Below are 25947 nucleotides of genomic sequence, written 5' to 3' on the forward strand. Positions count from 1 at the left end.
TTCCGCAATGCGGGTGGCTGGTTCAGGCCCTCGCCGAGCGGGCTACCGGGCGCTGTCGTCCTGCTGGTAGACGTCCGGGATCCCGTCCTGGTCCGAGTCGACCTTTTCCGCTTCTTCTGCCTGCCGGTACTGCCTGTTACGGGCCCTCAGCACCACCGTGGCGAGCAGGGCCGCCAGGACGGAAGCGGCGAGGATGCCCACCTTGGCGTGGTCGTCGTGGAGGCTGCCATGGCCGAAGCTCAGCTCGGCCACCAGGAGTGAGACGGTGAAGCCGATGCCGGCCAGCAGGGACACCCCGAAGACGTCGATCCACTTGAAGCTGTTGTCCAGCCGCGCCTTCGTGACCTTGGTGAGGAGCCAGGTGGTGCCCATGATGCCGATCGGCTTGCCGAGGACCAGCGCCATGATGATGCCGATAGCCACCGGGTCGGTCAGCGCCGAGACCAGCCCGTCCCAGCCGCCCACGGCGACGCCCGCGGAAAAGAAAGCGAAGATCGGGACGGCGACGCCGGCCGAGATCGGGCGGAACCGGTGCTCAAAGACCTCCGCAAGGCCCGGACCGGCCTCCGGTCCCCCGCTGGCCTGCGAGCGCAGGACCGGGATGGCGATGCCGAGCAGCACGCCTGCCACGGTCGCGTGGATGCCCGAGGCGTGGACGAGGGCCCACGTCGCCGCGCCCAGCGGCAGGAGGATGACCCAGGCCGCGGCCGCCCTGGTCCCGAAGAAGCGCCGGTATTTATGCGCGAGGTAGGTGTAAAGGGCCAGGGGTAGCAGCGCCAGCAGCAGCGGCAGCGGCTGGAGGTCGCTGGTGTAGAAGACGGCGATGATGGTGATGGCGATCAGGTCGTCCACCACGGCGAGTGTCAGCAGGAAGATCCGCAGGGCGCTGGGCAGGTGGGATCCGATGATGGCCAGCACGGCGACGGCGAAGGCAATGTCGGTGGCGGTGGGGATCGCCCACCCGCGCAGGGTTTCCGGGCTCACGAGGTTCACGACGGCGTAGATTACGGCCGGGATGGCCACGCCGCCCACGGCCGCAGCGACCGGAACGATCGATTTGTCCAGCTGCCGCAGGTCCCCGGCGATGAACTCACGCTTGAGTTCGAGTCCGACCAGGAAGAAGAAGATCGCCAGCAGCCCATCGGCCGCCCAGGCCCCCAGGCTTAGTTCCAGGTGCCACGGTTCATAGCCGAACTTGAAGTCGCGCAGCGCGAAATAGCTCGCGGAAACCGGCGAGTTGGCCCAGATCAGGGCGATCACGGCGGCGGCAACCAGGAGGGCGCCGCCGACTGTCTCCTTGCGAAGGATTTCGCCGATCCGGAGGGATTCGGCGTAGCTGCCGCGCCCAAAGATGGTCAAACGGGGCCGGGAGGGAGGAGGTGTGGGGCTCATGCGGGAGTCCTAAAATTTGGGTCGACTGAACTATGCCGACCAGACTTCCCGGCGCACCTGCCCCCCAGTCTAGTGGGTCAGGACATGGTGGCGAACCGTTCGGCTTTGGCTTTGCTGCCCTGGACGATGATCTGGTCGTCGTCGTAGAGCACCGTTTGCGCCGTCGTGTGGCCCCATTTGCCGCCGGGCCGCTTGACCGCCACGATGGTGACACCGTACTTGTCCCGGAGGCCGAGCACGCCGAGGGGACGGTCGCGGATGCCGGACGGCGGGCTGGTCCGGATCATTACGAAGTCGTCCTCGAATTCCACATAGTCAAGAATCGAACCGAGGACCAGGTGCGCGACGCGTTTGCCCATGTCGTGTTCCGGCCGGATGACGTGCTCGACGCCGAGCTGGCCAAGGATCTCTGCGTGCGGTTCGCTGATGGCCTTCGCCCAGATCTGGGGGCGCCGGAATTTGAGGATCCGGGAGGTCGTCAGGATGCTGGCTTCGATGTCCGAGCCGATCCCGACCACCGCCCGGTCGAACTCATGGACCGAGAGCTGGCGAAGCACTTCTTCCTTCGTGGAGTCGGCCCGGACCACATGGGTGAGGCGTCCGTTGAAGGACTGGACGATTTCCTCGCTGGCGTCGATGCCGAGCACCTCGGTGCCCTGCGCCTCCAGCTCCAGGGCAAGCGAGCCGCCAAAGCGGCCCAGCCCGATGACCACCACCGAGGACGCCTTGTCACCGGCTGCAGAGGAGTGGGACGAAAAAATGTTCCTAGCCAATGAGGGGCCTTTCCTTGGGATATTCGTAGAGCATGGGTCGTTCGCGCAGGGCCAGGGCCGCGCCAAGCGTCACCGGGCCCAGCCTCCCGACGAACATCAGCAGGATCAGCACCAGTTGGCCCGCAGGAGGGATGGCGGCAGTGATGCCGGTGGACAGCCCGACCGTGGCGAAGGCCGAAATTACCTCGAACAGGATCCGCTCCTGCCCGAAATCGGTGATCAGCATCAGGAACATCGTCGCGCCGGTGACCAGGGCGATCGCCAGCAGCACCACCGTAATGGCCTGGCGGTGCACCGCGCGGGACAGTCGCTTGCCGAAGATGTTCACAGCCGTTCCACCCTGCAGTTCGGTGCTGAGGATGAAGAACAGGACGGCGAAAGTGGTAATTTTCAGGCCGCCTGCAGTTCCGGCCGGGCCTCCGCCGATGAACATGAGGATGTCCATGCCCAGCCAGGACACCGGATTCATCTGGGCGATGTCGATGCTGTTGAAGCCGGCCGTACGGGTGATGGCGGACTGGAAGAAGCCGGCCAGCACACGTTCGGCAGGAGGGAGGCTGCCCAGGGTTGTCGGGTTGGCCCATTCGACGGCGGTAAGGAACACTGCGCCGCCCGCCAGGAGGATGGCCGAGCCGACGAGGACGAGTTTCGTGTTCATGCTCCAGTGGATCGGACGCCGGTACTGCCGGCCCAGTTCGAAGAGTACCGGGAATCCGAGGCCGCCGATGATCACAGCGGCAGCTATCGGAAGGCAGATCCAGGGGTCGCCGACGAATCCCATCAGGTTGTCTGAATACAGGGCAAAGCCGGCGTTGTTAAAGGACGAGATGGAGTGGAACACCCCGTGCCAGACGGCGTCGCCGAGTGGATAGCCGTACCCGGCCATGAAGCGGATCGTAAGGACCAGCGCAAGGGCCGCTTCCACGATGAGGCTGATGAGCAGAACTCCGATCAGCACCTGGCGGACGTCGCCGAAGCCGCTGCTCTTGGTCTCGGCGGCGGCGGAAATTCGGGACCTCAGGCCCAGCCGTCGGGCGGTCAGGACCCCGAGCAGCGTGCCGAATGACATGACGCCGAACCCGCCGACCTGGATCAGGACCAGGATGACCCCCTGGCCGAATCCGCTCCAGAAAACCGGTGTGTCCACGGTGATCAGGCCCGTTACGCAGACGGCTGAGGTGGCGGTGAACAGGGCCTCCAGCAGGCCCGCACCACCCCCACCTGCCTTGGCCACCGGGAGCAACAGCAGCCCGGTGCCGGCGGCGACGGCACCGGCGAAGCCAACGACGATCACCTGGGCCGGGTGGCGCGGCGCGAACGCCCGGATGAACTTGGTGAAGCCCGCTGCCAGGGCGCGCAGGACCGCGGGAACTTCAACTTGCATAGGGGTCACGCTATCACCGGGCGCCGCGCGCCTCTGATGCGGTTCAGCCCAGCAGGAGCTGCACCAGTTCCCGGCACTTCCGGTAGGCGGCGGCCTTCGGGTCGATCAGGGCGAAATGATCCCCCGGGACCTTCAGGAGCTGGACGGGCGCGCCGGCAGACTTGGCCGCCGCAGCGTAGGAGTCGGACTGGCTCACGGGAACAGTGTCATCGTCCGTGCCGTGGACGGCATAGACGGGGACCGCCAGCGGGACGGCGCTCATCGGGTCCGCATATTTATGCCGTTTCGGGTATTTCTCGGAGGAACCGCCCAGCAGGTTGCTGACTGCGCCGTTGCTGAGGTTCAGCCGTTCGGCTTCAGCGAGGTTCAGCACCCCGGACTGGCTGACGACGCCGGTCAGGTGCACCGCGCCGTCGTCGTCCTTGCGCAACAGCTGGCGGTCCGCGTCCGGGGCGCCGAGCTGGGCCAGGCGGGTCCGTCCCGCCGCCCACACGGCAAGGTGGCCGCCAGCCGAGTGCCCCAGCGCCACGACCCTGTCCAGGCCGAGGCCATGGTCTCCGGCGATGTCGCCGAGCTTGTCGATTCCGGCGAGCACGTCGGCGAAGGTATGGGGCCAGCCGCCGCCATTGCCGGCGCGGCGGTACTCGAGGTTCCAGGCGGCCATGCCGTGCGCCGCCAGGTCCTTGGCCAGGGGTTCGCCGAGTTCCGCACCGTACTGCGAGCGCCAGTAGCCGCCATGGATGACCACCACCACACCCTTGGTAACCGCAGCATCCGGCAGGAAGAGCTCACCCCACTGGCTGGGGTCATCGCCGTAGCTGTACCTATGCCGTTTCACAGTGTCCTCCTTGGGGCCCGGTGAACAGGCGGCGGAGACTGCCCCCAGAGTCACCGTCGCTGCGGCCGCGATCACAGCCCGACGCCGCACATCAGCCATGTGCCGAGCCTACCTTGAGCGCCGCGCGGCACGGCGTAAGGCAGCTGCGGCCGCAGCTTTCCGGCGGTTCCGGCTCACGTCAGGACCGCGCGGGGGTGTCAGCCCTCCGCCGTCGTACCCCGGCCGTAAGCTGGAGGCATGGCGAGCAACTGGGATCGACTGGACGTGAACCTGCGCGACTCCGTGCAGGTAAACGTGGAACTCTACGAGCGGGTGCGCCCTGCCCTGAAGCTGGTCACCCGCGAGGTCCTGCTGACGCTGCGGGCCATGCTCAAGGGCACCGAGGTGACGCCGCTGTTCGTTACCGGCCGGACCAAAACGGTCGAATCATTCCGCGAGAAGATCTCCCGGACGGAGGAGCCGCTGGAGCCGGGCGGTCCGCCCGTGCTGAAGTTCCCGGACCCGTTCCGGACCCTCAATGACATGGTGGGCATCCGGGTGATCACCAAGCTGCCGGCGGAGAACGCGGTGGTGGCCAACCTGATCAAACGCCAGCGCCAGCTCTTTGACTGCCGCGGGGACCGCGAGAAGGACATCGGCTCGATCGAGTCGGGGACCTACGGCTATTCCAGCCGGCACCTGATCCTGCGGACCATCCAGAACGAGGCCGTCAAGGAGTACCAGCAGGCCTTCAACCCGGAGGTCCAGCCGAACGGCAGCTACTTCTTCGAATGCCAGATCCGCACCGTGTTCGCGCACGCCTGGAGCGAGATCGAGCACGACATCCGCTTCAAGGCCGAGGATCCGCGCGCCTGGACGCCGCACTTCGACCGCCAGTTCACCGCCACGGCCGCCATGCTGGAAACCGTGGAGGGGGCGTTCGCTGACCTGCACGAACGCTATGAGGAGGTCCGCAGCTACTGGGACATGGACGGCGAAGGCGCCGCGCAGCTCACCCCGAACCGGATCCGCGACGTCTGGCGCACGCTCCTGCCCCACGTGGACCGGAAGGTCGACGACGACTGGGGCTGGGCCGCCGAGCTGATGGCAGCCCACGGCCTTAACCAGACCATGCAGCTGGCCGGGCTGCTCAGCGCCAACCGCATCACCGAGGTCCGCAAGGCCCTGGACCACCGCTACTCCCCCGGCCCGGACCGGCTCCTCGATGACCTGCTGCTCTGGCAGTACGGCACCACACACATCGATCTCACCGCGGAACCGGCCGACGCCGTCCCGCACCCGCGGCGCGACAGCCTCCAGCGGCGGCTCAAACAGATCGAGCGGTACCGGCTGACGCAGGGGTAGGGCTCACGGCGCGTGTGCCCACGCCGGGTCCGCTGGTGCTAGGTTCTGGGACTATGACCCCGAGTACCAGGATGACGATCATGGCCACGCTCGTGACGGCGGCAGGGCTGTTCTCGTTGCTGACCGGCGTTCTGGAGGCCGCCGCGGGTCTATGCCATTGACTCCGTCGATCCCGGACTGGCACGGCTGGGTCTTGCAGCCATGATCATCGGTGGCCTGACAACTGCGGCCATGGCTCTTGGCGTTTTGTCTGGACGCGGGGGGCTATCCCTGCCCGGAACCGTTGTTGTCGTTGCCGGATGGCTGATCATCTGGTTCCCCTTGACCATTTCCTTGGGAATTGTTACGGACAGGCATTTGGGGTCCCAGCTTGCGGCGACTGCCCTCTGTGCCCTCGGCATTTTCCTCGCTGTTGCGGCCTTCGCCCGGTCGAAGCGCGGAGTCATCGGAGCAACGAAGGCCACGGAGTGAGTCATTGGTGCTCCCAAAGCCCGGTCGGCTCGAGCCGTTCCTCGACTAATTCGGCGGCTGAGCCGCCGGATGCGATCAGCCGAACGCGGTAGGCGGCCTTGCCCGGCGTTTCCGTGACGGCCCCGACCAGTTCGGTCCCGCGGTACAGCAGGCCCACGCCGTCGTCGGTGCAGTGGGTCTCGCCCAACGTTCCGTCCGCCACCAGGCGGTGCACGAGGGGGCGGCGTGCGGCTTCGGAGTCGTAGTGGACCCCGTTGTCGTAAGGGAGCAGCCCCAGCCCGTTGCTCACGGCGCGGAGCTCAGGACCGAAAGAATCGGTCGTTCCGCCGTTGAACCAGCAGATCGAACCGGCCGAAACGCCGGCCAGCACCACTCCGGCTTCCCAGACGCGCCGGAAGATCGCGTCCAGTTCATGGGCGCGCCAGACGGCGAGGAGGTTGACCACGGAACCGCCATTGACCCACACGACGTCCTGGCCGAGCAGGTACTCCTCGATGTTGCCGACGTTGGGCATGGTGAACAGGTTCAGGTGGCTGAGCTGGAAGCCGGCGACGTTTCCCGCTTCGCTGATCTCATTGTTGAACCACCGCTGGTCCCCGCTGGCGGTGCCGACGTGCGCGACCTTGGGCGCCCGTCCGGCGACACCGGACAAGTCCACCGCGTAATGGACCAGTTTGTTGAATTCCAGGCGGGTGCGTGTCCCCGGCTTGTAGCCGCCGGAGGTCGCAAGAATTGTCGGACTTTCGGCAGGCATAAAGAGTGTCTCCTGGGTCGGGGCAAATATTGCACTTGAGCCTACCGAGGTCGGCCGGAACTGCTAAAAAACACGCCGCGGGCGAGCCGGCGCGGCTGCTTCGCGCCTGCGACGCGCGGAATTCCGGGCGCTACCCGGATACGGGCGCGCCAGGAATTTGGCGCGTCGAAATGGGGTTGGCGCGTCGAGAAAGGCGGGGTGCAGTGGGCGGCCTATCCCCAGGGGCCCCGGAACCGGGCGACGTACTTCCGCTGCCACGGAGTCTCAACGGCTCCCCGCCGGTAGTTCGCGCGGACGAAGGCGACGGCCTCCGCGGCGGGGACACCGTCCAGGACGGCGATGCAGGCCAGTGCGGTGCCGGTCCGGCCCCGGCCGCCCCAGCAGGCGACTTCCACCCGCTCGCTCTCGGCGCGGCGCCAGGCCTCGATAAGCGCGTCCAGGGTGTCGGCGTCGTCGGCCGGAACGTGTAAGTCCCGCCAGCGGACCCAGCGGGAATCCCACGGCACCGGACCCGGGCGCTTCCCCAGCAGGTACAGGCCAAAGTCGGGATGCTGCCCGGCGGGAAACGGCCTGAGCAGGCCACGACCGCGGATGAGCCGGCCGGACGGAAATTCAAGGACTCCGTTCTGGCCCGGATCCCAGGTCTGCGTCATATTCCCGAGCGTAGCCCTCCCGCCGGCATCACGCACCGGCTGCGTTCCCGCCCAGTTCCTTCCCGGCCGCACCCCGGTAGCGCTGTCGATCCGCCCGACACGCCGGGCTTTTCCGTGTCCGCGCAGAAGCAACTGGGCAGGAGCGCGCAGGTCCGGATTGAAGAAGCGCTGGCGGGACGTGCCGGCTGTCCCTAGAGTGACGGAGGAACCCGCCGTCCGCTGAAAGGAAGCCCGCCATGTCTTTCCAGGCCTATCTCGACACCATCGAAGACAAGACCGGCCTCACCCCGCGCCAACTCGTGGAGCTGGCCGGGCAGAAGGGGTTCGCCGCTCCCTCCGTGAAGGCCGGTACCATCCTCGACTGGCTGAAGGAGGACTACGGGCTTGGACGCGGCCACGGTATGGCGCTGGTCCACGTCATCAAGAACGGGCCGCAGATCGATTCCAAGCACGTCGGGTCCTCCGGCGTGCACCGCGACGACTCCGACACGCTCTGGCTGGACGGTAAAGCGACCAAGCCAGCGCCCTGACAGCGGAGGGGACGCGCGCTCCCGCCCTAGTGGTCCGCGCCGAGCCTGCCGCCAAGGCGTTCGCGCATCAGGATGCTGGCATCGTTGAGGCCGACGATCTTCACGTCCTTGCCGTGGTGCCGGTACTTCTCGGTGACGGCATCCAGTGCGGCGATCGTCGAGGCGTCCCAGAGGTGGCTGGCATGCATGTCGATGACCACACGATCGGGGTCCAGTGCGTATTCGAACTGGGTGTAGAGGTCGTTGGAGGAGGCGAAGAAGAGTTCGCCGTCCACGACGTACGTGGCCACCGGGACGCCGTCGGCCTCTGCCACGGTCCGTTCCACCGTCACGAAGTGCGCCACACGCCGGGCGAACATCACCATCGCCACCAGCACGCCGACGCCGACGCCGATCGCCAGGTTGTGGGTGGCCACGGTGACGATGACGGTGGCGACCATGACCAGCGTTTCGCTCTTGGGCAGCGCCTTCAGCGTGGACGGCCGGATGCTGTGCCAGTCGAAGGTCGCCACTGAAACGAAGATCATCACGGCCACGAGGGCGCCCATCGGGATCAGCGAGACGATGTCGCCGAGGACCACCACGAGGATCAGCAGGAATACACCGGCCAGGAAGGTGGAGATCCGGGTCCTGGCGCCGGAGGCCTTCACGTTGATCATGGTCTGGCCGATCATCGCGCAGCCGCCCATGCCGCCGAAGACGCCGGTGACGATGTTCGCCACGCCCTGACCCCAGGCCTCTCGGGTTTTGTGGGACCGGGTATCGGTGATGTCGTCGACGAGCTTCGCGGTCATGAGGGATTCGAGCAGCCCCACGAAGGCCATGGCCAGGGCGTACGGGAAGATAACCTGCAGGGTTTCGAGGCTGAACGGCACGTTCGGGATGAACAGGGCCGGCAGGGAATCGGGCAGCGCACCCTTGTCCCCCACCGTGGGAACGGCAACGACGGCCAGCACCGTGATGAGCGTCAGGACCACGATCGCCACAAGCGGCGCGGGGATGGCCCGGGTCAGCCGGGGCAGTCCGAAGACAATCAGCAGGCCCAGTGCAGTGAGCGGGTAGACCAGCCAGGGGACGCCGATCAGCTCGGGGACCTGGGACATGAAGATCAGGATGGCCAGCGCGTTGACGAAGCCGACCATGACCGACCGGGGAATGAACCGCATGAGCTTCGCCACCCCGGACAGTCCCAGGATGATCTGGAAGACGCCAGCCAGGATCACTGCTGCGACAAGGTAGTCCAGGCCGTGGGACTTCACCAGCGGGGCGATCACGAGAGCGACGGCGCCGGTAGCCGCCGAGATCATTGCCGGGCGGCCGCCGACGAAAGCGATGGTGACTGCCATCGTGAAGGAGGCGAAGAGACCGACCCGCGGATCGACGCCGGCGATGATCGAGAAGGCGATAGCCTCCGGGATGAGGGCCAGTGCGACGACCAGCCCGCCGAGGACCTCGGTCTTCAGCCGGCGCGGGGAGCGCAGGGTGCCACGGACGGACTGGAGCTGCTCCGGGGTCAGGGCCGGGGCGGATTTGGTGGCCATTGCTGGCTCCGTTCAGTCTCGGGAAGGCGCGACGCGGCGGCTTCGGTATTCAGCAACGGCTGGGCGACGTCGGCAAAGTGGGCGCCGCAACGCGCCGGAAGGGAAGTCAGGAGGCGAGGGCGTCGGCCTGAGGCGGCCGGCTCGTCCTGCAAGGGCAACTTTACCGTGGGCGCCGGGAGCCGCCTCCCGCGGGCCGGCCGCCCCAAAGAAATCTGACATATTCGCCTGCGGAACGGTCACGAACTGGTTCCGGGGCGCCGGCAGTGGCACCATGCTTGGATGCTTGAGGCAACCAAAACCCCGCAGTCCGCCCCCGAGACCAGCGCTGGCGCGGTCCCGGTCAATCCCGCCCTCGCAGCCGAGGCCAAGATCGCCCGCATCGCGGTGACCGTTTTCCCGCTGCTGGTCGTCATCGCCGGTGTCGCCGGGTACCTGCTGCCGGGCGCCTTCAAGCCCCTCGGCCCCAGCGTGCCGTATCTCCTGGGCATCATCATGTTCTGCATGGGCCTCACCCTGACCCCTCCCGACTTCGCCTCCGTGGCCAAGCGTCCCTGGGCCGTGGTCCTGGGCATTGTGGCGCACTACGTCATCATGCCCGGCGCCGGCTGGCTGATCGCCGTCGCCCTGAACCTGTCGCCGGAACTGGCCGTGGGCCTGATCCTCGTGGGCTGCGCGCCCTCGGGCACCGCGTCCAACGTGATGGCGTTCCTGGCCAAGGGCGACGTTGCCCTCTCGGTCGCCGTCGCCTCCGTGTCCACCCTGATCGCCCCGATCGTGACGCCGCTGCTGGTGCTGTTCCTGGCCGGCTCCTACCTGCAGATCGACGCCGGCGGCATGGTGCTGGACATCGTCAAGACCGTCCTGCTGCCGGTGATCGCCGGCCTGCTGGCCCGCCTCTTCCTCAAGAAGCTCGTGGCCCGGCTGCTGCCGGTCCTGCCCTGGGCCTCCGCCGTCGTGATTTCCCTGATTGTGGCGATTGTGGTGGCCGGCAGCGCCAGCAAGATCGTCGCCGCCGGCGGGATCGTGTTCCTGGCCGTGGTGCTGCACAACGGCTTCGGCCTGGGCCTGGGGTACCTGGCCGGCAAACTGGGGCGCCTGGATGACAAGGCCCGCCGTGCGCTGGCCTTCGAGGTCGGCATGCAGAATTCGGGCCTGGCCGCGACCCTGGCCACGGCGCACTTCAGCCCGCTGACAGCGCTGCCGTCGGCCGTGTTCTCGCTGTGGCACAACATCTCCGGCGCCATCGTCGCGGCCTGGCTGGCGCGGCGCCCGCTGCTGGACTCGTAAAGGCCGACGCCCGGCCAGGGCGTTTAGCCGCGCAGCCGTTCGAGCATCATCGCGACGGCGCGCTCGGCGAGCGCATCCGCCGTGCCCGCGGCCCCCGGCGCCAGGACGTCGACACCGTCCGGCTGCAGAGTGTCCGAGAATGCCAGCTGGGCGACTCCGCGGGCAGCGAGTTCCGTCATCGTCTCGAGGTCGGCGGCGGTGCGCTCCGCCGGCTTCGAGCCGAGGATGACGGCGTCGGCGCCTCCGGAGAGCATGAACTGCCGCCAGCTCTCGCCCACAAGGATGACCGGCTGGTAGCCGTGCCGGGGCAGGGTCCCGGCGGCTGCCACGGCGAGCGCGCGGTCCCAGGAATTCTCAAGGTCGGTGATGGCGACGGCCACGACGTCGGTGCGTCCGCGCCGCATCCCGCGGGCGGCCCGGTTCGGCACATAGCCCAGTTCGCGGGCCGCGGCATGAACGCGGTCCTGGGTGGGCTGGCTGATCCGGGTGTTGCCGCCGGGACGGCCCGAAAGCACGTAGGAGACGGTGGTCAGGGACACCCCTGCGGCCTCCGCGACGTCGCGGATGGTGGGCTTGGATCCGTGCCGCACTGATAACTCCCGGGTACTTCTCCGCCGTTGAGTCGCGGCGTTGCTTAGAACTTCGTCCGGGGGTGGACCCCCACTGTGAACCTTAGCCCGAAGCACGGATCCCTCGCCTCGAGCCGGGGGAGCCCCGGAGATCCATGGAGGCCGTTTCACCGGGTGTGGACGGACCCTATCGGCCACCGGGAATGCGGCCCGCCCTGATCTTTGGGGGATGCTGCCTGGCGTGTGGTCAGCGGGCCCCAGTGCTACCACCGCCGGAGAGGCGTAGCGTTCAAATATGGCAGACGACAGATACACCACCGAGCGGGACTCCTTCGGGCGGCTCCTGGCAGACCGCGAAGTCTGGCGGCAGGCGGGCACCATCCTCGCAGCCGGCGAGCTCACCGCGCGCTGGCTGGAAGGCCGGAGCGAGTACCAGCCCGGAACCTTCACCCCCAGCATCGACGACGAAACCAAATCCATCGCCGGCGTGCTCGCGGAGCTGAACCGCAACGGGCTCTTCACCAAGGAGTCCCAACCCGGCGTGCTCGCCGAAGGCCACGCGCAGCGCAGCTACGTGACGGGGTTCTGCAGTGCGGAGTCTGCGTCGGCGCTCTTGGACCTGTCCACCCGGACCGGCCTGGTTACCGTGGCACATGCTCCCGGCGAAGCAAGTCAGGCCTCCATCCCCGTGACCCTGCGGGATGGCGAAGTGGTGACGGTCCTCGGCAGCAGCGAAGGGCCGGTCGGCGGGGATCAGCTCCGCGACTGGTCCGAGGAGGCCAATGAAACCCTTGCCCTCCTGCTGGCCGAGTCCTGGTACGTGGAGGTCTTCGACCCGGCCTGGGGCAGAAACGGACGCCTCCTGACCGCAGTCCTTGAGGCGCTGGAAACCGGCGGCTAGGCATACTCTAGGCCGAGCCCCGCTCATGAAACCCGGGGGCTGACCGTTCCCCTAGTCACCGCAGGTGCAGCGCTGGTCCTGGGGCACATCGGCCATGACCGAGTCGACATGCTCGCCGCAGCCGGCCCAGGTGATTTTTCCGCAACGATTACAACGAACTGCAGCGCACATAGGATCTCCAAAATCGGGGTGCCGCGGATGCAGCACCTAATACCAACAATAATACCCCATAGGGTATATTGAAGGTGTCCCGGCCGCAGGGGCCATGCCCGGGAGCGCAAAAGGATCACCATGAGCACACATGAACGGCCGGAAGCCTTGAAGCCAGGCCGGTCCACCAGCACGGAAACAGTCACACCCCCGGCCCAGCCCGGACCGGAAAGTCCCCGCCTGCAACGCCGCGTTGTCTCCGTGCTCGTCGGCGGCCAGATTCTCGGCGGCATCGGCATGGGAGCGACGCTTTCCCTGGGCTCCCTGCTTGCAGCGCAGCTCTCCGGGTCCAACGCGTGGTCCGGCATGGCCGCCACGATGAGCACCCTCGGCGCCGCCTTCGCGGCCGTCCCCCTGGCCCGACTGGCCCAGGCCCGCGGCCGGCGGGTCTCGCTGTCCACCGGCGCCTTGATTGCCGGGGCGGGTGCCGTCACGGCAATCACCGCCGCCTCGCTGGGCGTCTTCCCGTTGCTGCTGTTGGGCCTGATGCTCCTCGGCGCGGGCTCCGCCGTGAATCTGCAGGCCCGTTTTGCCGCAACCGACCTGTCCCGCCCCGGGTCCCGGGGCCGGGACCTCTCGATCGTGGTGTGGTCCACAACGATCGGCGCCGTCCTGGGTCCCAACCTGTTCGGGCCCGGCGAGATCGTCGGGGCCGCCCTTGGCCTGCCCCCGCTGACGGGCGCTTTCGCCTTTTCCGTGGCCGCCCAACTGGCGGCCGCCGTCGTCTATGCAACGGGCCTGCGGCCCGACCCCCTCCTTACCGTGATGGCCTCCCGGGTTACCGATCTCGAAGCACCCAAGCCCAAGAGCGGCCTGAGGATTCTGCGAAGCAACCCCCGGGCAAGGTATGCGGTGGCCGCCGTCGCCCTCAGCCACGCCACGATGGTGGCGCTCATGTCCATGACGCCTGTGCACCTGCGCGACCATGGGGCCAGCCTCACGGTGGTGGGCCTGACGATCAGCCTGCACATCGCCGGCATGTACGCACTGTCTCCCGTTTTCGGCTGGATGGCGGACAAGGTCGGGCGGCTGCCCACCATCCTGCTGGGCCAGGCAATGCTGCTGGTGTCACTCGTCCTGGCCGGACTCGCGCCGGACTCCGGCACCGCCGTCACCACGAGCCTGATCCTGCTGGGGCTGGGCTGGTCCGCCTCCGTGGTTGCCGGGTCCGCCCTCGTGGCCGAGTCGGCGCATGTGCAGGACCGGCCGGCGATCCAGGGCGTGTCGGACCTGAGCATGAACGCGGCCGGGGCGACCGGAGGCGCGCTGGCCGGACCGGTGCTGGCCGCCGTCGGGTATTCCGGGCTCGGTTTCCTCTCCATCGCCCTGGTGGCAACTGTCATCATCTGGACAGCCCTGCAGCCACGGCGCCCCGCCCAAGACCAGGAGCAGCCATGACAGTCAACAGCACGCCCGAAGAGAACACCCGCCCGGTCACGGCCGGGGCGCCCGCAAGCCGCAGCAGGCTGCGGCAGCTCCCGCAGGTGCTCCGCAACTGGTCCAGGGCACGGGTGGCCACGTCCTTCGCTGCGACCGTCCTTGCCGCCGTCTTCCTGGTGGCTGCCAACGGCATGATTGCCGGCGCCGGCACCGGCTGGACGGGCTACGCCCTGGTGGGTGCGGGCTCGATCCTGGCCGGCCTCCTGGCTGGGAGCTACGTGAACGCACCGGTCGGCGCGGCGGCCACGCTGTGCGATCTGCGCTGGCCCGTCCTGGGCCTCTTCGGCACGGTGTGGGCGAGTTCGGCGAGGGAAGCGCTTCCGTCAGTCCAGATCGCCGTCGGACTGCTGTCCCTGGCCGTGATGGCATGGGCCTTGCACGGTCGACTGGAGCTGGAGCGCAAGGTCACGCTGGGCCGCAGCGGATCAGGAGATTCGGACGTCGACGTCTGCACCGACTGCCGCCCGCTGTTCCCCACCAAGCCGCGGCCGCAGGGCTGAGCCGACAGGGAGAGCGGGTACTGGCTACAGGCGGATGTAGGCCCAGCCGTCCCATTGACGTTCGGCAAGGTGGGCGATGGCCGCCGGAACTATCCCGACGCCGGGCAGCAGGTGCTCCGCAGCCACCCCCGCCGACCGCAGGCTGTTCCCGCACGCCAGCACCCGGACGCCGCTGGCGACGGCGGCGGAGATGGCTTCACCGAGAACCGAACCCTCCGCCAAGTGCGCCACCCCGGGCCCCTGGATGACAGCCTCGATGGGAACCCCTGGTCCGAGCGCCGCAACAGCGTTCTGGCTGCTGCGTAGCACCCCGGCAAGTGCGTCATCCGGCAAAGGACCGGCCGAATGGGCCACGAGTCCGCGCCGGCCCCGCCCTGCGCGCTCCCCCGGATGGGTCCCGCCGTTTTCGGCGGTGTCCTCGGCATGGCAGTCGGACGCAAATTCAGACATGCGATCTCCTTCGGCGCGGATGGGCCGCCCGCATCGGAGCCGGGCCGGCCGTTTCCTGCATGCTAGCGCCTGCTCCCTGGAAATGTACAAACATTCCCTCGAAGACGGGCCGGCGCATAGCGGCCCAGCCTCCCGCCCGGGTCCCGAAGTGGGATTTTGGGTGTTTTACAACGGCACTTATGTCACGTAGCCTCGCAGACTGTCAAATGTCTAAACATTTCGTTCCTCGACGGAACGCTTGAGGAGTCCGGATGCCCACTTTGACCAAGCCCGGGCCTGCAGCCGCCAAGCCACGCCCCCGCACTGCATCGATTGTCTTGCCTGCACTGGGCATCGCCGTGCTGCTGCTGTTCGTGGGACTACTCTCCTACCAAGGTGCAGCGGCCCAAAAAGACGCCACCGAACAACAGCAGCAGTCCCAGGACCCCAAGAGCCCTGCCGGCGAAAAACTGGACATGTCCCGCCGGAAAGCAGGCGATCCGACCGCGATCGGAAGCCAGGATGCTCCGGTCATCCTGGTGGAGTATGCCGACTACCGCTGCCCTTTCTGCGGGCTGTTTTCCCGAGACACCCTTCCCCCGCTGGTGGCGAAATACGTCGACCGCGGCGACCTGAGAGTGGAGTGGCGCGACCTGCCGGTCTTCGGGGCGGAGTCGTCCGCCGCTGCCGTCGCCGGACGTGCGGCCGGCGAGCAGGGCCGGTTCTGGGAATTCAACAAGGCGGTCTACACCATCGCGCCGGAACGCGGCCACGCAGAGTTGCCCCGGGAGCGGCTCGTCCAGCTTGCCGGCGACGCGGGAGTCCCTGATTTGAAAAAGTTCGAAGCGGATCTGGACTCCGCCGACCTCAAGGCGGCGGTGTCGAAGGATGCCCAGGAGGCCGCGTCCCTGGGCGCCACCGGCACCCCCACCTTCCTGGTGAACGACACCCCGCTCGTTGGGGCACAGCCGATGGCCAGCTTTGAGAAAGCCATCGACGCCGCACTGAAGTCGGCCAGGGTCAACTGATGGACATCGGCTACGCTGGCGCATTCCTGGGCGGGGTCCTGACCCTGTTGAGCCCTTGCTCCGCCCTCTTGTTGCCGGCCTTCTTTGCGTACGCCTTCTCCACCACGACCCGGCTGGTGGCACGGACGGGGCTGTTCTATCTGGGCTTGCTGAGCACCCTGGTGCCGCTGGGCATATTTGCCGGGGTTCTCGGCTCCCTTGTCACGCTGCACCGGCCAGTCCTGGTCGGCGTTTCGGCGGCCCTGGTGATGGTCCTGGGGCCGCCCAGATCGCCGCCATCCGGCTCCCCTCCGGGCTCACGCCAACGGCGGGCACCGGGTCATCCCGGTTGTCCGTCTTCGCCCTGGGAACCGTCTACGGCGTCGCCGGGGTCTGCACCGGACCCATTCTGGGCTCCATCCTGACCGTCGCGGCAGTCGGCGGCAACGCCGCCTACGGTGGCGCGCTGCTGGCAGTCTTCGCGCTCGGAATGGCGTTGCCGCTCTTTGTCCTGGCCCTCTTGTGGGACCGGCTGGGCATCTCCGGCCGCCGCTGGTTGCGTCCGCGGCCGCTCACCATCGGGGCGTGGTCGAACTCCTGGCTGATGATCATTTCCGGCCTCATTTCAGTCGGCATCGGCGTGCTCCTGCTGATCAGCGACGGGACGGCGGGGCTGGGCGGCGTGCTGACCGTCCAGGATCAGTTCCGGGCAGAATCGGTTGCCACCGAGGCGGCCGCCGGCATCCCCGATGCCGCTGTCGCCGGGGTCGCCGCCCTCGTTCTCGCGATCGGCATGGCACTGTATTTCAAGAGCCGGCGAAACGAGCCACCCATGACCCACCGAAACGCCCCCGAAGCTTCCGGCCAACACAATGCGCCGGAGACCACGGCCAACCGGACCGCCAGTGCCGCAGGCCCGGGCCAGCCAAAGACAGGGATGACCGATGATCCGCAGTAAATTTGAAACCTTGCTTGCTGCCCTGGCGCAGTGGCCGGCGCGGCGCTGGCTTGCCGCGGCCGGCGTCGCCGCCCTCACGTACATCGTGGTTGCGGTGCCCACGGACCTGATCGATACGCCGCTTTTCAGCCGCGAGGTCCCGCCGACCTGGTGGTCCTTCCCGGTTCTCGGCGTCACAGCCGTCCTCACCGGGTTGCTGCTGGCCACCTATGTTTCCCGTGAACCCGCGGCCGACGACGAGGACGGCACGGAAGAGTCCGACAGCAAAGGCCGCTTCGGGGCTGCCGGCACCATCGTCTCCTTCTTTGCCGTGGGCTGCCCGGTCTGCAACAAGCTCGTTCTACTGGCCCTCGGCACGTCCGGCGCCATGCAGTACTTCGAACCGATCCAGCCCCTGCTGGCGGCCCTCTCCATCGCCCTGCTGCTGTGGGCATTCGCAAGGAGGGCCACCTCTGAGGACCGCTGCCCGGTGCCTCGCGTGCCGGCGGCCCCTTAGTCTCGGCGGGGCGGAATGGCCTTGCAGCCAAAGGCGGTCGAGATTGCCACCCGGTCGCCCAGGACATAGCTGCGCCGGAATTCGAGGTTGCGCGCCCGGTGGCAGCCGGTCCGTTCGATCAGCAACAGCGCGGAGCCCTCCGGGCACCCGAGCAGGGCCGCATGTGCGGGGGTGGCGAGCACCGCCGCGAGCTGCTCCGTGCCGCCGTCAAGCACGACGCCGCAGCGCCGGTCGAGCTCCCCGTACAGGGACGCGTCGCGGAAGTCCGCCCCAAGCAGCTTCCCGGCGGTCGCTGCGGGGAGCCAGACCTGGTCGAGGCCGATCGGCTCGCCGTCGGCGAGGCGGACCCTCGAGAGGTGGAAGAGCTCGGCATCCGGATCCAGGGAAAGCTTTGCCGCCACCTCCGGGTTGACCACCAGGTGCTGTTCCAGGACCACACTCGCGTGTCTCATCCCCGACTCCCGGATGGACGCCAGGACGCTATGGATCGGTCCGTACGCCGTGCTTCTTCCGGCGACCACCGTAGGCTTCTTCCCGGGGTGCGCGGTGATGTGCCCGGCATCGCGCAAGGGTGCCAGGGCGGCCCGGATCGTGCCCCGGCTTACTCCAAAGCGTTGGGCCAGTTCCAGTTCACCGGGGAAACCTGACGCATACGCCCCGGCGAGGACTTCTTGCAGAAGCTCGGCGCTGACGGTTTTCCAGAGGGGGCTTCCCTTGGTCCGTTCTACAGCCCGCCCCGCGCGGGAAGCGGACGCTGGCCCCTGGTGATCCTTCACGTCTCTCCCGACCGATTTACTCCACAAAACTGCTGGCATTATGACGTTACTGCATCACGCACGCCTGGGATCCGAGTCGGAGCCCCAAGAGGCACCAACGACGTCTTCGACAGCCGGTAGAATTACTCGTGAGCAAGGAGGAAAAATGACGGCACATGGTCTGCGCCTTGTCCGCGGCTGGATTGGCGCCGTCGTTGCGACCTCCATCGCCTCCGGTTCGCATTTCCTGGCCGGCGGGAACGCTCCCGAACTTCCGCTGCTCCTCCTGACGCTGGCCCTGTCCGGGCTGGCCTGCACCGCACTCACGGGCCGCGGGCTGTCCCTGTGGCGGCTCTCCGCCGGCGTGGCTTTGAGCCAGGGACTCTTCCACTGGGTCTTCAGCTGGGCAGCGGCTCCGCATGTTTCCGGCGCTCCGGCCGGCGGCCACCTGACCCACTCGTCCCTGCTGGAACCTGCCGCCGGAACGGTCTTTTCCCCCACGGCGGACCACGCCTCGCCGCTGATGTGGCTGGGACACGCCGTTGCCGCCGTCCTGACCGTGGCCATCCTGCGCCACGGCGAGGTCGCCGCCGTCCGGCTGGTGCAGGCGATGCGGCTGCACGTGACGGCTTTCCTCCCGCTTTTCCAGCCCCTGCCGGTGTGTCCGCCCGCAGCCGCCCTGCCCGCCAACCGGCCCGTCAGGCCGCTGCGGAACCTCGGCGCGCCCCTGCTGGTGATGCGCCACCGCGGACCGCCCGTGCTTCCGCTCGTGTCCTAGGCGCCCTGCGCCTTCACCCGATACGCCCCGCAACGCTGCCAAGACAGCGCCGGGGCGGGAAGCAGCCATGACAAGAAATAGCTTAAAAACATGGCGGAATCCTGGCTTGGGAGCAACACTGCTCGCCGCCCTCCTGCTCTGCGTAGGCGCCAGCCTCCCAGCAGCACCGGCGGCCTTCGCCCACGACCAGCTGATTTCGTCCAGTCCAGCGCCCGATGAGCGCCTGAACAAGAGTCCAGCCAGCATCATCCTGTCCTTCAGTTCGCCCCTGCTGGCGCTCGGCCATGAGGTCCGGGTCGTCGATGACAACGACAAGAACTGGGTAGCCGGCGCACCGGTCCTCACCCGGGAAACGCTGACCCAGGCGCTCCCGGAACTCCCCGACGGCGGCTATCAGGTCAGCTGGCGGGTGGTCTCTGCAGACGGTCACCCGATCAGTGGCGGCTACCGGATTCATGTCGGCAATCCTGCCGCCGCGCCGCCGGCGGCCTCCGCCAGCGCTGGTGCCAGCAGTGAACCCAGCGGGGCCGCCGCAAACGGCACCGGTGACGGCGTACCGGGTTGGATGCCTGCCGCCGGAACCGCTGCGGCCGCCGGTCTCGGCATCTATCTGGCATTTATCGGCCTTCGGCGCATCAAGCGCAACGCGCAATCCCCCAGCGAATAACACTTACCGGGCCGGCCCGCTGCGGCCGGCTGCGACGATTCAGGAGTATCACCATGTCCAAGAAGCTCGCTTACCCTACCCTTTCCCTTCTCGCGGCGGCGGCCCTGGCACTCGCCGGTTGCGCCCCCTCAGCCTCGACGCCGGCACCATCCCCGTCTGCCACCGCCACCACCCCGGCCAATGCGGCCGCCGCGCTGGCGGTCAGCCAGCCGTGGGTCAAGGCCGCCGTTTCCGGTATGACCGGCGGTTTCGGCGTCCTCAAGAACACCTCCGACGCCGACATCACCGTCACCGGCGCCTCGACCCCGTCGGCCCGGATGGTCGAGCTGCACGAAACAGCCATGGGACCCAACGGCGCCATGCAGATGCAGGCCAAGCAGGGCGGCTTTGTGATCCCTGCCGGCGGCGAACTGAAACTTGAGCCAGGCGCCAACCACATCATGCTGATGGGGCTTACCGCGCCGATCAACCCCGGTGCTGACGTCACGTTCACGCTTGAGCTGGCCGGCGGCGGCAGCTTCGAATTCACCGCCGTGGCGAAGGACTTCAGCGGCGCCAACGAGAACTATGTCGAAGAAGAAGGCACCGGCATGTCCCACGGCCAGCCCTCCAGCACCGGCAGCGCACCCGGTTCGGCGCCGTCGTCGACCTCAAAATGAGCACCGGGGACCAGCGGCCCGCAGGCGCAACCGCGGGCAGTGAGGAGCCCGATGCCCCACGGAAACTGCCGCGGCGCGGACTGCTCTTCGGCGGTGCCGCCGCCGGGCTGGGGGCGCTGGCCGCGGCCGGCGCCCACCTCGCCGGGGCAGGCGTCCAGCAGGCGGGGAACCCCGCCCCGGATGATCCCGCGGAGAGCGTCCACGGCAGCGGCATTGTTCCGTTTCACGGCGACCGCCAGGCGGGCATTACGACGGCGGCGCAGGCCCACGGCGTTTTTGTCGCCCTGGATTTGCGGCCCGGAACGACGCGCGCCGCGGTCAAAGCGCTCTTGCGGCTGCTCAGCGACGACGCCGCGAACCTCTGCGCGGGAAAGCCGGCCCTGGCCGACACCGAGGGCGAACTGGCCCAGGTGCCGGCCCGGCTGACGGTCACGTTCGGTTTCGGACCCGGCCTGGTTGCCGCGGTGGACCCCACCCGGGCGCCGGGCTGGCTGAAGCCGCTGCCGGCCTTCAGCATCGACCGGCTGCAGCCCGGATTCTCCGACGGTGATCTGTTGCTGCAGATCTGCGCGGATGATCCGTTGACCGTGGCGCATGCCCAACGGATGCTCCTGAAAGACAGCCGGAGCTTCGCGACCGTCCGCTGGGTGCAGACCGGGTTCCGGCGTTCCTACGGCAGTGAAAAGTCCGGGACCACCATGCGGAACCTCTTCGGCCAGGTGGACGGGACGTCGAACCCGGCGCCCGGCAGCCCGGACAACGAGCGCGTAGTCTGGGGCGGCGGAGAAATACCCGCATGGACGGCCAACGGCACGTCCGTGGTTGTCCGCCGGATCGCGATGAACCTGGACAAGTGGGACGAGGCGGACCGCGTGGGCCGGGAGGAATCCGTGGGCCGCCGGCTGTCCAACGGCGCACCCCTGACCGGGACGCAGGAACACGACGAGCCGGACCTGACCGCAGTGTCCAAGCTCGGGTTCCCGGTCATCTCGGACGTCTCACACCTGCGCCGGGCCCGGCCGGAGGACAGTTCCCAGCGGATCTTTCGCCGGGCCTACAACTACGACGCCGCTCCCGGCGCCGGAGGGGTCTCGGACTCGGGGCTGATCTTCGTGTCCTACCAGGCCGACGTCGACAGGCAGTTCACGCCCATCCAGCGCCGGCTCGATCAAATGGACATGCTCAATCAGTGGACGACGCCGGTCGGCTCCGCTGTGTTCGCCATCCCGCCGGGGTGCCGTGAGGACGGATTCGTCGGCGACGGCCTGTTCGCCTGATCCAAAGCAACGCGGGGTCACTACGCGCCCATCCCACCGGCTGGGACGGGCGCTATGTGACCCCGCATCAGGGCGCCGGAAGGTGCGGCCGTTCGGCTCAGCGGAGGCGGGGCAGATGCAGGGCGATCGTGGTCCCTTCCCCCGGGGTGGACGCCGCCTGGACGGTTCCGCCGTGGCTGGTCACGATTTCGCGGACCAGGGCGAGCCCGATGCCGGAGCCGGCGATCTGTTCTGCGGCCCTCCCCCGCCAGAGCCGGTCAAAGATGTGAGGCAGTTCCTCGGCGGGGATACCCGGGCCGGTGTCGGCGACGGTGAGCACGGCCTCGCCGCCGTCGGCCAACGCCTTGAGGGTTACCCTGTCGCCCTTTCGACAGTAGCGCGCGGTGTTGGCCAGCAGGTTGCCGACTGCCTGGTGCAGGCGATCGCCGTCGGCCCTGACCCACACGGGACCTGCGCTTTCCAGTTCCGTCGCCAGGCCGGCCGCCCGCAACTGCGGCTCTGAGCGGGAGAGGGCATCGGCAGCGAGCGCGGCAAGGTCCACGGGTGCCAGGTCCAGGGACAGCGCCGCCGTTTCGACGTCGGAGAGCTCGGCGAGGTCGGCCACAACCCGGCCGAGCCTGAGCGACTGGTCATGCAATCCGGCCAGACCGGCTGGCGTCGGTTCAATGAGTCCGTCGCGCAGTTCCTCGAGCCCTGCCTGCAGGGCCGCGAGCGGCGTGCGCAGCTCGTGGGCCACATCTGCGGTGAGGTTGCGCCGTTCCGTATCGGACCGGACAACCGCGTCCGCCATGTCATTGAAGGCGTGGGCGAGGTCGCCGAGTTCGCCGGGCGCAGCCCCGGCCGTGCGGACGTTCCGGTTTCCCGCGCCAAAGGAACGCGCCGCCTCCGTCATGCTGCGGATTGGCCGGACAAGCCTCCGTGTGACGAACCAGCTGGCGGCGACAGCCATTGTCAGTGCCACCACCGCAGCGACGGCGATCCACGTCCAGGCAACGTCGAGGATCCTCGTTCCACCGTTCCCTCCGATCCCTCCGAGACTGACCCGCACTGCACCGACTCGGGTGCCATCGACGACGACATCAGCGGTCACCGCTCCTTGACCGCTGGAATCTGCCTGGCCGGCGTTTCCCCGGGCCGGGTTGCCGGAGCCGGCCAGCACGTTACCGTCGGCGTCGACGATATTCAGGCGGGCCGATGCGGCGTCACCGATGGCCAGGGAACGACTCAGATCGGCGCCGTCCCACCCGCCAGCCTGTTGATAGGCGCCCGCGGCGGCAGCGGCTGCAGCCGCGGCCAGCTGTTCGCGGTCCGCCTGCTGTGCTGCATGAACACCACGGTCCACCCCGATCAGTGCAGCTGCGACCAGCACAAGAACCGACGAAACAGCCACCAGCACAAACGCCAGCAACAGACGCTTCCCGAGTTGTCCGAGGCCCTTCCCTGCGTGCCTCATTTCCGCTCGTCGCGGTGCAGGCCCAGCCGGTAACCCACGCCGGTCACCGTTTCCACGACGTCTGCGGCTCGGGGTCCGAGCTTCCGCCGGAGGTTCTTGACGTGGGAGTCGATGGTGCGCTCGTAACCGGCATATTCGTAACCCCGGACACGGTTCACCAGCTCGTACCGCGAGTAAACCCGTCCCGGCGATGCCGCCATAGCGTCCAGCAGGTCCCATTCTGTTGGGGTCAGGTCCAGCAGGTTCCCATCCAGCCACGCCTTGTGCAGGCCGGGGTCGATTCGCAGCCTGCCGTCACCATAGCTCGCCGCGGCGTCCGCAGCAGGGACGCCTCCGAAGCGATGCAGCACGGCCTGCACCCGCAGGACAAGTTCATGCGGGCTGAAGGGCTTGGTCACATAGTCGTCGGCTCCCAGTTCGAGACCACGGATCCGGTCCTCAGTGCTGCTGCGCGCCGTCAGCACTATCACCGGAAGGCTTCCGAGCCTGTGGATCTCGCGGAGGACGTCGGTGCCGTCGACGTCGGGCAGCCCGAGATCCAGCACCACCAGGTCAGCGGACGGCAGAAGCCGCAGTGCTTCGGCGCCCGAGGGAGTGGTCAGGACGGAAAAGCCCGCCCGTTCCAGGTAACGGCGCAGCACTTCACGGATGTCTTTTTCGTCCTCGACGACCAGCACGGTGGGCATAGGGCTAACACTAATGCCAGCTTTTGCGCCGGAAGGCAGGAGGAACGAATCTCCACACAATCTGCACACGGTCGCCGGCAGCACTGCACACGCGGGCGGCATTCTGTGTCTACAAGCTGGTTTTCCGGCAATCGAACAAGGAGCACACCATGCGAAAGAAGACCATGATTGCAGCAGCAATCGCCGGCGGCGCCGTCATTACCACTCTCGTGGCAGGGCCCGGCGTGGCCGCCGTCGTACAGGGCGGCCAGAACGGCCAGCACCAGCAAAGCGGGCAGGCGCAGTCCCCGAACGGCCACAGCGGCGGCGCCGGCGATCAGGCCGGCAGCCACACCGGCGGCAAGTTGATGGGCCACGGCAAGGCCGGCGGCAAGTTGATGGGCCACGGCAAGGCCGGCGGCCAGGGCGCGGGACAGGGCTCGGGTCTGGACTCAGGGAGCAGCACCACCGGCACCATGACGGATGCGCAGAGGGCAGAACTTGCGTACATGGCCGAAGAGGAACTGGTGGCCCATGACCTGTACACGGCTTTTGCCGGCCTCTACGACGCCCCGGTGTTCAACCGGGTCGCCAACTCAGAGTCCAAGCATCTCGAGGCCGTCCGGAACCTGATGGCAGGTTACGGCGTCACCGATCCGACCGTTGACCACGTCGCGGGCGTGTTCTCGGACGACAGCCTGCAGAAGCTCTACGATGAGCTGCTCGCGCAGGGCCAGGCCAGCCAGGAGGGCGCCCTTGCGGCCGGGCGAACCGTCGAGAAGACCGACATCGAGGGCCTGACCGCCGCAGCCGAGGGCGCCACCACGGCACCGGACGCCAAGGCCGTCTTCACCCGCCTCCTGGAGGCGTCACAGCACCACCTCACCGCGTTCGGCGGCTAGGAAGACCCGTCAGAGGGGATGCCCGCCACCGCGGGTGTCCCCTACGGCGTATCCCCGCCAATACCGGCGGCCTCGTCCAGGGTGCGCGATTCGAAATGCTCCAGCATCTCGCGCATGCCCTCCATGGTCTGCTTGAACATCTCCGACGCCCGCCACTGCTCGGCCTGCTCCAGCGACTCCCACGGGCCGGTGCTGATAAACCGGTTCCGGACGTCGCGGTCATGCATCAGCACGGCCTTCGCGTGGGGAAAGTCCTCCTGGGTCTTCCGGGCCAGATCCCGCCAGGCCTGCACAAAATCATTCTCCCGGCCCGGGTGCACCAGCCAGATTCCCAGCGTATAAACCGACACGTCGATCGCCTCCAAATTTCTGCACGGGGTTGATAGCCCCGATTATGTTCCCGTGCCACGGGAGGCGGTAGGGCCGATTTACCCGAGGGCCTCCCCCGCGGGCTTCCCCGGGCCGGAGAGGCGGGCCGCCAGGCCGGAGAGGAGGATGTCGATCCCCTGGTCCAGCTCGGCGGCGCCGTCGTAGTCCGCGAGCACGGGGGCCAGGGCACGGAGGCGGGGGAAATCCTTCACGGGGAGCCGGTGCAGGCCCAGCCGGAGAAGGGCCTCGTTCTCGTCCGGGTCCACGACGAATTCCTGAAGTTCGTTGAGAATATGGCCGTACAGAAACCCGTAGTAGGCCCGGTAGACGTGCAGCGCGTCCTCGGCGGCGAACCCGGCGTCGATCAGCAGGGCGAGGATCTGCTCGAGCGGGCGGAGCGTGCCCAGCGGGCGAAGGCCCAGCGGCGTAGACAGCGGCCTTGTGACCAGAAGAGGGACAACATTCGGGTGCCGGAGGGCCAGCAGGCGCAGGTCGTGCGCGATCCGGCGGAGCTGGGCCTGCCAGTCAGGATCCTCCGGGAAAATCGCGAGTTCATTGAGGACAAGCTCGGACACGCCATCCAGCAGTGCGGCGCGGTTGGCCGCGTAGCGGTACAGGCTCATCGGGTCCCGCCCCAGCTGCTGCCCCAGCCGGCGCATGGTCAGGGCGTCGAGTCCCTCGCGGTCCACGAGCTCCAGCGCGGTCGACAACACCAGTTCCCGGCTCAGCCTTGCTTTCTCGCCGCGGGCCGGGCTGTTGAGCGGTTCTTTCGGGGCGGTCATGGGCCTCCATCGTGGTCGGGGCGGACAGTCCCACCCCTTCTGTGGAAGACAGGCAAGCTTGCTTATTAGGTAGTCTACGCCTAACGTCTACAGTGTAGACAACCCCGGACCGGCCGATATTCGACGCCGGTCCAACCGCTTCGGCGTCCCGTGCGAGACGTTG

General features: G+C 67.9%; 28 protein-coding genes and 1 pseudogene. 14 read left to right on the forward strand and 15 right to left on the reverse strand.

The annotated features are described in order from the left end of the window. Window positions 1-42: 42 nt before the first annotated feature. The 4 genes from nhaA to GXK59_RS16835 all read right to left on the reverse strand — a co-directional run bounded on the left by nhaA (window position 43) and on the right by GXK59_RS16835 (window position 4387). Window positions 43-1392 (reverse strand): Na+/H+ antiporter NhaA, encoded by a 1350-nt coding sequence (gene nhaA, locus GXK59_RS16820; protein ID WP_160668501.1) that lies wholly within the window; start codon window positions 1390-1392, stop codon window positions 43-45. A 77-nt stretch (window positions 1393-1469) separates the two neighbouring features. Further along, a complete protein-coding gene (locus GXK59_RS16825; protein WP_160668503.1) occupies window positions 1470-2165 on the reverse strand; it encodes a potassium channel family protein in 696 nt (231 codons plus the stop codon). Continuing rightward, entirely contained in the window at window positions 2158-3549 is a 1392-nt protein-coding gene (locus GXK59_RS16830; protein ID WP_160668505.1) for a TrkH family potassium uptake protein, read from the reverse strand. Before GXK59_RS16830 ends, GXK59_RS16825 begins: the two co-directional genes overlap by 8 nt. A 43-nt stretch (window positions 3550-3592) precedes the next feature. Then, window positions 3593-4387 (reverse strand): alpha/beta hydrolase, encoded by a 795-nt coding sequence (locus GXK59_RS16835; RefSeq protein ID WP_160668506.1) that lies wholly within the window; start codon window positions 4385-4387, stop codon window positions 3593-3595. A 237-nt stretch (window positions 4388-4624) separates the two neighbouring features. Here GXK59_RS16835 and GXK59_RS16840 point away from each other — a divergent pair, with 237 nt between their 5' ends. Further along, the gene (locus tag GXK59_RS16840) at window positions 4625-5731 is read left to right on the forward strand and encodes a GTP pyrophosphokinase (protein WP_160668508.1); all 1107 of its coding nucleotides are present in this window, start codon (window positions 4625-4627) and stop codon (window positions 5729-5731) included. Window positions 5732-6203: 472 nt separating this feature from the next. Here GXK59_RS16840 and GXK59_RS16845 read toward each other — a convergent pair whose 3' ends face one another. Both GXK59_RS16845 and GXK59_RS16850 read right to left on the reverse strand, forming a co-directional pair. Beyond that, entirely contained in the window at window positions 6204-6956 is a 753-nt protein-coding gene (locus GXK59_RS16845) for a peptidase E (protein ID WP_160668510.1), read from the reverse strand. A 212-nt stretch (window positions 6957-7168) separates the two neighbouring features. Continuing rightward, window positions 7169-7609: a protein-tyrosine phosphatase family protein gene (locus tag GXK59_RS16850; RefSeq protein ID WP_160668512.1), complete on the reverse strand. Its 441-nt coding sequence runs from the start codon at window positions 7607-7609 to the stop codon at window positions 7169-7171. Window positions 7610-7845: 236 nt separating this feature from the next. Between GXK59_RS16850 and GXK59_RS16855 the strand changes: the two genes are divergently transcribed. Further along, window positions 7846-8139 carry a DUF4287 domain-containing protein gene (locus GXK59_RS16855; protein WP_160668514.1) on the forward strand — a complete coding sequence of 98 codons (294 nt, stop codon included), beginning with the start codon at window positions 7846-7848 and terminating at the stop codon, window positions 8137-8139. A 26-nt stretch (window positions 8140-8165) separates the two neighbouring features. On the opposite strand, the gene GXK59_RS16860 is transcribed toward GXK59_RS16855, so the two are convergent. After that, entirely contained in the window at window positions 8166-9680 is a 1515-nt protein-coding gene (locus GXK59_RS16860) for a SulP family inorganic anion transporter (RefSeq protein WP_202129153.1), read from the reverse strand. Window positions 9681-9959: 279 nt separating this feature from the next. Between GXK59_RS16860 and GXK59_RS16865 the strand changes: the two genes are divergently transcribed. After that, the gene (locus tag GXK59_RS16865; RefSeq protein WP_160668516.1) at window positions 9960-10967 is read left to right on the forward strand and encodes a bile acid:sodium symporter family protein; all 1008 of its coding nucleotides are present in this window, start codon (window positions 9960-9962) and stop codon (window positions 10965-10967) included. 23 nt (window positions 10968-10990) lie between these two features. On the opposite strand, the gene GXK59_RS16870 is transcribed toward GXK59_RS16865, so the two are convergent. Continuing rightward, window positions 10991-11557, reverse strand: a complete 567-nt coding sequence (locus GXK59_RS16870; protein ID WP_160668518.1) for a LacI family DNA-binding transcriptional regulator — start codon at window positions 11555-11557, stop codon at window positions 10991-10993. 274 nt (window positions 11558-11831) lie between these two features. Between GXK59_RS16870 and GXK59_RS16875 the strand changes: the two genes are divergently transcribed. The 3 genes from GXK59_RS16875 (at window position 11832) to GXK59_RS16885 (ending at window position 14587) form a co-directional block, all read left to right on the forward strand. Beyond that, window positions 11832-12437, forward strand: a complete 606-nt coding sequence (locus GXK59_RS16875; RefSeq protein ID WP_160668520.1) for a DUF6919 domain-containing protein — start codon at window positions 11832-11834, stop codon at window positions 12435-12437. A 291-nt stretch (window positions 12438-12728) separates the two neighbouring features. Continuing rightward, window positions 12729-14045: an MFS transporter gene (locus GXK59_RS16880; protein ID WP_160668522.1), complete on the forward strand. Its 1317-nt coding sequence runs from the start codon at window positions 12729-12731 to the stop codon at window positions 14043-14045. Continuing rightward, the gene (locus tag GXK59_RS16885; RefSeq protein ID WP_160668524.1) at window positions 14042-14587 is read left to right on the forward strand and encodes a hypothetical protein; all 546 of its coding nucleotides are present in this window, start codon (window positions 14042-14044) and stop codon (window positions 14585-14587) included. Before GXK59_RS16880 ends, GXK59_RS16885 begins: the two co-directional genes overlap by 4 nt. 24 nt (window positions 14588-14611) lie before the next feature. Here the strand turns inward: GXK59_RS16885 and GXK59_RS16890 are convergent, their stop codons facing one another. Then, window positions 14612-15037: a DsrE family protein gene (locus GXK59_RS16890; protein ID WP_160668526.1), complete on the reverse strand. Its 426-nt coding sequence runs from the start codon at window positions 15035-15037 to the stop codon at window positions 14612-14614. A 251-nt stretch (window positions 15038-15288) separates the two neighbouring features. Here GXK59_RS16890 and GXK59_RS16895 point away from each other — a divergent pair, with 251 nt between their 5' ends. From GXK59_RS16895 to GXK59_RS16905, 3 genes are all read left to right on the forward strand, one after another. Beyond that, window positions 15289-16044 carry a DsbA family protein gene (locus tag GXK59_RS16895; RefSeq protein WP_160668527.1) on the forward strand — a complete coding sequence of 252 codons (756 nt, stop codon included), beginning with the start codon at window positions 15289-15291 and terminating at the stop codon, window positions 16042-16044. 328 nt (window positions 16045-16372) lie between these two features. Beyond that, on the forward strand, window positions 16373-16981 hold the full coding sequence (locus GXK59_RS20760; RefSeq protein WP_237393930.1) for a cytochrome c biogenesis CcdA family protein: 609 nt from the start codon (window positions 16373-16375) through the stop codon (window positions 16979-16981). Beyond that, the gene (locus tag GXK59_RS16905) at window positions 16968-17477 is read left to right on the forward strand and encodes a hypothetical protein (protein ID WP_160668529.1); all 510 of its coding nucleotides are present in this window, start codon (window positions 16968-16970) and stop codon (window positions 17475-17477) included. Before GXK59_RS20760 ends, GXK59_RS16905 begins: the two co-directional genes overlap by 14 nt. Here GXK59_RS16905 and GXK59_RS20765 read toward each other — a convergent pair. After that, complete coding sequence (locus tag GXK59_RS20765; protein WP_237394021.1) at window positions 17474-17929, reverse strand: GntR family transcriptional regulator; 456 nt, start codon at window positions 17927-17929, stop codon at window positions 17474-17476. The genes GXK59_RS16905 and GXK59_RS20765 overlap by 4 nt on opposite strands. Before the next feature lie 90 nt (window positions 17930-18019). Beyond that, window positions 18020-18292, reverse strand: a pseudogene (locus tag GXK59_RS20770) (GntR family transcriptional regulator); the annotation flags it as partial. Window positions 18293-18398: 106 nt separating this feature from the next. Here GXK59_RS20770 and GXK59_RS16915 point away from each other — a divergent pair. The 4 genes from GXK59_RS16915 (at window position 18399) to GXK59_RS16930 (ending at window position 21613) form a co-directional block, all read left to right on the forward strand. Further along, the gene (locus GXK59_RS16915) at window positions 18399-19010 is read left to right on the forward strand and encodes a hypothetical protein (RefSeq protein ID WP_160668533.1); all 612 of its coding nucleotides are present in this window, start codon (window positions 18399-18401) and stop codon (window positions 19008-19010) included. A gap of 106 nt (window positions 19011-19116) precedes the next feature. Beyond that, complete coding sequence (locus tag GXK59_RS16920) at window positions 19117-19677, forward strand: copper resistance CopC family protein (RefSeq protein WP_160668535.1); 561 nt, start codon at window positions 19117-19119, stop codon at window positions 19675-19677. A 53-nt stretch (window positions 19678-19730) separates the two neighbouring features. Next, window positions 19731-20336, forward strand: coding sequence for a copper chaperone PCu(A)C (locus GXK59_RS16925; RefSeq protein ID WP_160668537.1), 606 nt, complete (start codon window positions 19731-19733; stop codon window positions 20334-20336). Next, window positions 20333-21613, forward strand: coding sequence for a Dyp-type peroxidase (locus GXK59_RS16930; protein ID WP_160668539.1), 1281 nt, complete (start codon window positions 20333-20335; stop codon window positions 21611-21613). Before GXK59_RS16925 ends, GXK59_RS16930 begins: the two co-directional genes overlap by 4 nt. A gap of 97 nt (window positions 21614-21710) precedes the next feature. Here GXK59_RS16930 and GXK59_RS16935 read toward each other — a convergent pair whose 3' ends face one another. Together GXK59_RS16935 and GXK59_RS16940 are read right to left on the reverse strand one after the other, a co-directional pair. Continuing rightward, entirely contained in the window at window positions 21711-23066 is a 1356-nt protein-coding gene (locus tag GXK59_RS16935) for a sensor histidine kinase (RefSeq protein WP_160668541.1), read from the reverse strand. Continuing rightward, complete coding sequence (locus GXK59_RS16940) at window positions 23063-23752, reverse strand: response regulator transcription factor (protein WP_160668543.1); 690 nt, start codon at window positions 23750-23752, stop codon at window positions 23063-23065. Before GXK59_RS16940 ends, GXK59_RS16935 begins: the two co-directional genes overlap by 4 nt. A 149-nt stretch (window positions 23753-23901) precedes the next feature. Between GXK59_RS16940 and GXK59_RS16945 the strand changes: the two genes are divergently transcribed. Beyond that, window positions 23902-24633, forward strand: coding sequence for a ferritin-like domain-containing protein (locus tag GXK59_RS16945; RefSeq protein ID WP_160668545.1), 732 nt, complete (start codon window positions 23902-23904; stop codon window positions 24631-24633). 41 nt (window positions 24634-24674) lie between these two features. Here the strand turns inward: GXK59_RS16945 and GXK59_RS16950 are convergent, their stop codons facing one another. After that, on the reverse strand, window positions 24675-24983 hold the full coding sequence (locus GXK59_RS16950) for an antibiotic biosynthesis monooxygenase family protein (RefSeq protein ID WP_024367734.1): 309 nt from the start codon (window positions 24981-24983) through the stop codon (window positions 24675-24677). 78 nt (window positions 24984-25061) lie between these two features. After that, window positions 25062-25784: a TetR/AcrR family transcriptional regulator C-terminal domain-containing protein gene (locus GXK59_RS16955; protein ID WP_160668547.1), complete on the reverse strand. Its 723-nt coding sequence runs from the start codon at window positions 25782-25784 to the stop codon at window positions 25062-25064. Between the last annotated feature and the right edge of the window lie 163 nt (window positions 25785-25947).

This window comes from Pseudarthrobacter sp. ATCC 49987 (genome assembly GCF_009928425.1).
In the GTDB taxonomy this organism is placed as follows: Bacteria; Actinomycetota; Actinomycetes; order Actinomycetales; family Micrococcaceae; genus Arthrobacter.

Coding starts and splice junctions, on each gene's coding strand:
- GXK59_RS16880 (WP_160668522.1), top strand. CDS start 12,729: ATGAGCACACATGAACGGCCGGAAGCCTTGAAGCCAGGCCGGTCCACC.
- GXK59_RS16890 (WP_160668526.1), bottom strand. CDS start 15,037: ATGTCTGAATTTGCGTCCGACTGCCATGCCGAGGACACCGCCGAAAAC.
- GXK59_RS16925 (WP_160668537.1), top strand. CDS start 19,731: ATGTCCAAGAAGCTCGCTTACCCTACCCTTTCCCTTCTCGCGGCGGCG.
- GXK59_RS16865 (WP_160668516.1), top strand. CDS start 9,960: ATGCTTGAGGCAACCAAAACCCCGCAGTCCGCCCCCGAGACCAGCGCT.
- GXK59_RS16860 (WP_202129153.1), bottom strand. CDS start 9,680: ATGGCCACCAAATCCGCCCCGGCCCTGACCCCGGAGCAGCTCCAGTCC.
- GXK59_RS16840 (WP_160668508.1), top strand. CDS start 4,625: ATGGCGAGCAACTGGGATCGACTGGACGTGAACCTGCGCGACTCCGTG.
- GXK59_RS20765 (WP_237394021.1), bottom strand. CDS start 17,929: ATGAGACACGCGAGTGTGGTCCTGGAACAGCACCTGGTGGTCAACCCG.
- nhaA (WP_160668501.1), bottom strand. CDS start 1,392: ATGAGCCCCACACCTCCTCCCTCCCGGCCCCGTTTGACCATCTTTGGG.
- GXK59_RS16955 (WP_160668547.1), bottom strand. CDS start 25,784: ATGACCGCCCCGAAAGAACCGCTCAACAGCCCGGCCCGCGGCGAGAAA.
- GXK59_RS16830 (WP_160668505.1), bottom strand. CDS start 3,549: ATGCAAGTTGAAGTTCCCGCGGTCCTGCGCGCCCTGGCAGCGGGCTTC.
- GXK59_RS16935 (WP_160668541.1), bottom strand. CDS start 23,066: ATGAGGCACGCAGGGAAGGGCCTCGGACAACTCGGGAAGCGTCTGTTG.
- GXK59_RS16905 (WP_160668529.1), top strand. CDS start 16,968: ATGATCCGCAGTAAATTTGAAACCTTGCTTGCTGCCCTGGCGCAGTGG.
- GXK59_RS16940 (WP_160668543.1), bottom strand. CDS start 23,752: ATGCCCACCGTGCTGGTCGTCGAGGACGAAAAAGACATCCGTGAAGTG.
- GXK59_RS16930 (WP_160668539.1), top strand. CDS start 20,333: ATGAGCACCGGGGACCAGCGGCCCGCAGGCGCAACCGCGGGCAGTGAG.
- GXK59_RS16945 (WP_160668545.1), top strand. CDS start 23,902: ATGCGAAAGAAGACCATGATTGCAGCAGCAATCGCCGGCGGCGCCGTC.
- GXK59_RS16895 (WP_160668527.1), top strand. CDS start 15,289: ATGCCCACTTTGACCAAGCCCGGGCCTGCAGCCGCCAAGCCACGCCCC.
- GXK59_RS16845 (WP_160668510.1), bottom strand. CDS start 6,956: ATGCCTGCCGAAAGTCCGACAATTCTTGCGACCTCCGGCGGCTACAAG.
- GXK59_RS16855 (WP_160668514.1), top strand. CDS start 7,846: ATGTCTTTCCAGGCCTATCTCGACACCATCGAAGACAAGACCGGCCTC.
- GXK59_RS16850 (WP_160668512.1), bottom strand. CDS start 7,609: ATGACGCAGACCTGGGATCCGGGCCAGAACGGAGTCCTTGAATTTCCG.
- GXK59_RS16875 (WP_160668520.1), top strand. CDS start 11,832: ATGGCAGACGACAGATACACCACCGAGCGGGACTCCTTCGGGCGGCTC.
- GXK59_RS16915 (WP_160668533.1), top strand. CDS start 18,399: ATGACGGCACATGGTCTGCGCCTTGTCCGCGGCTGGATTGGCGCCGTC.
- GXK59_RS16885 (WP_160668524.1), top strand. CDS start 14,042: ATGACAGTCAACAGCACGCCCGAAGAGAACACCCGCCCGGTCACGGCC.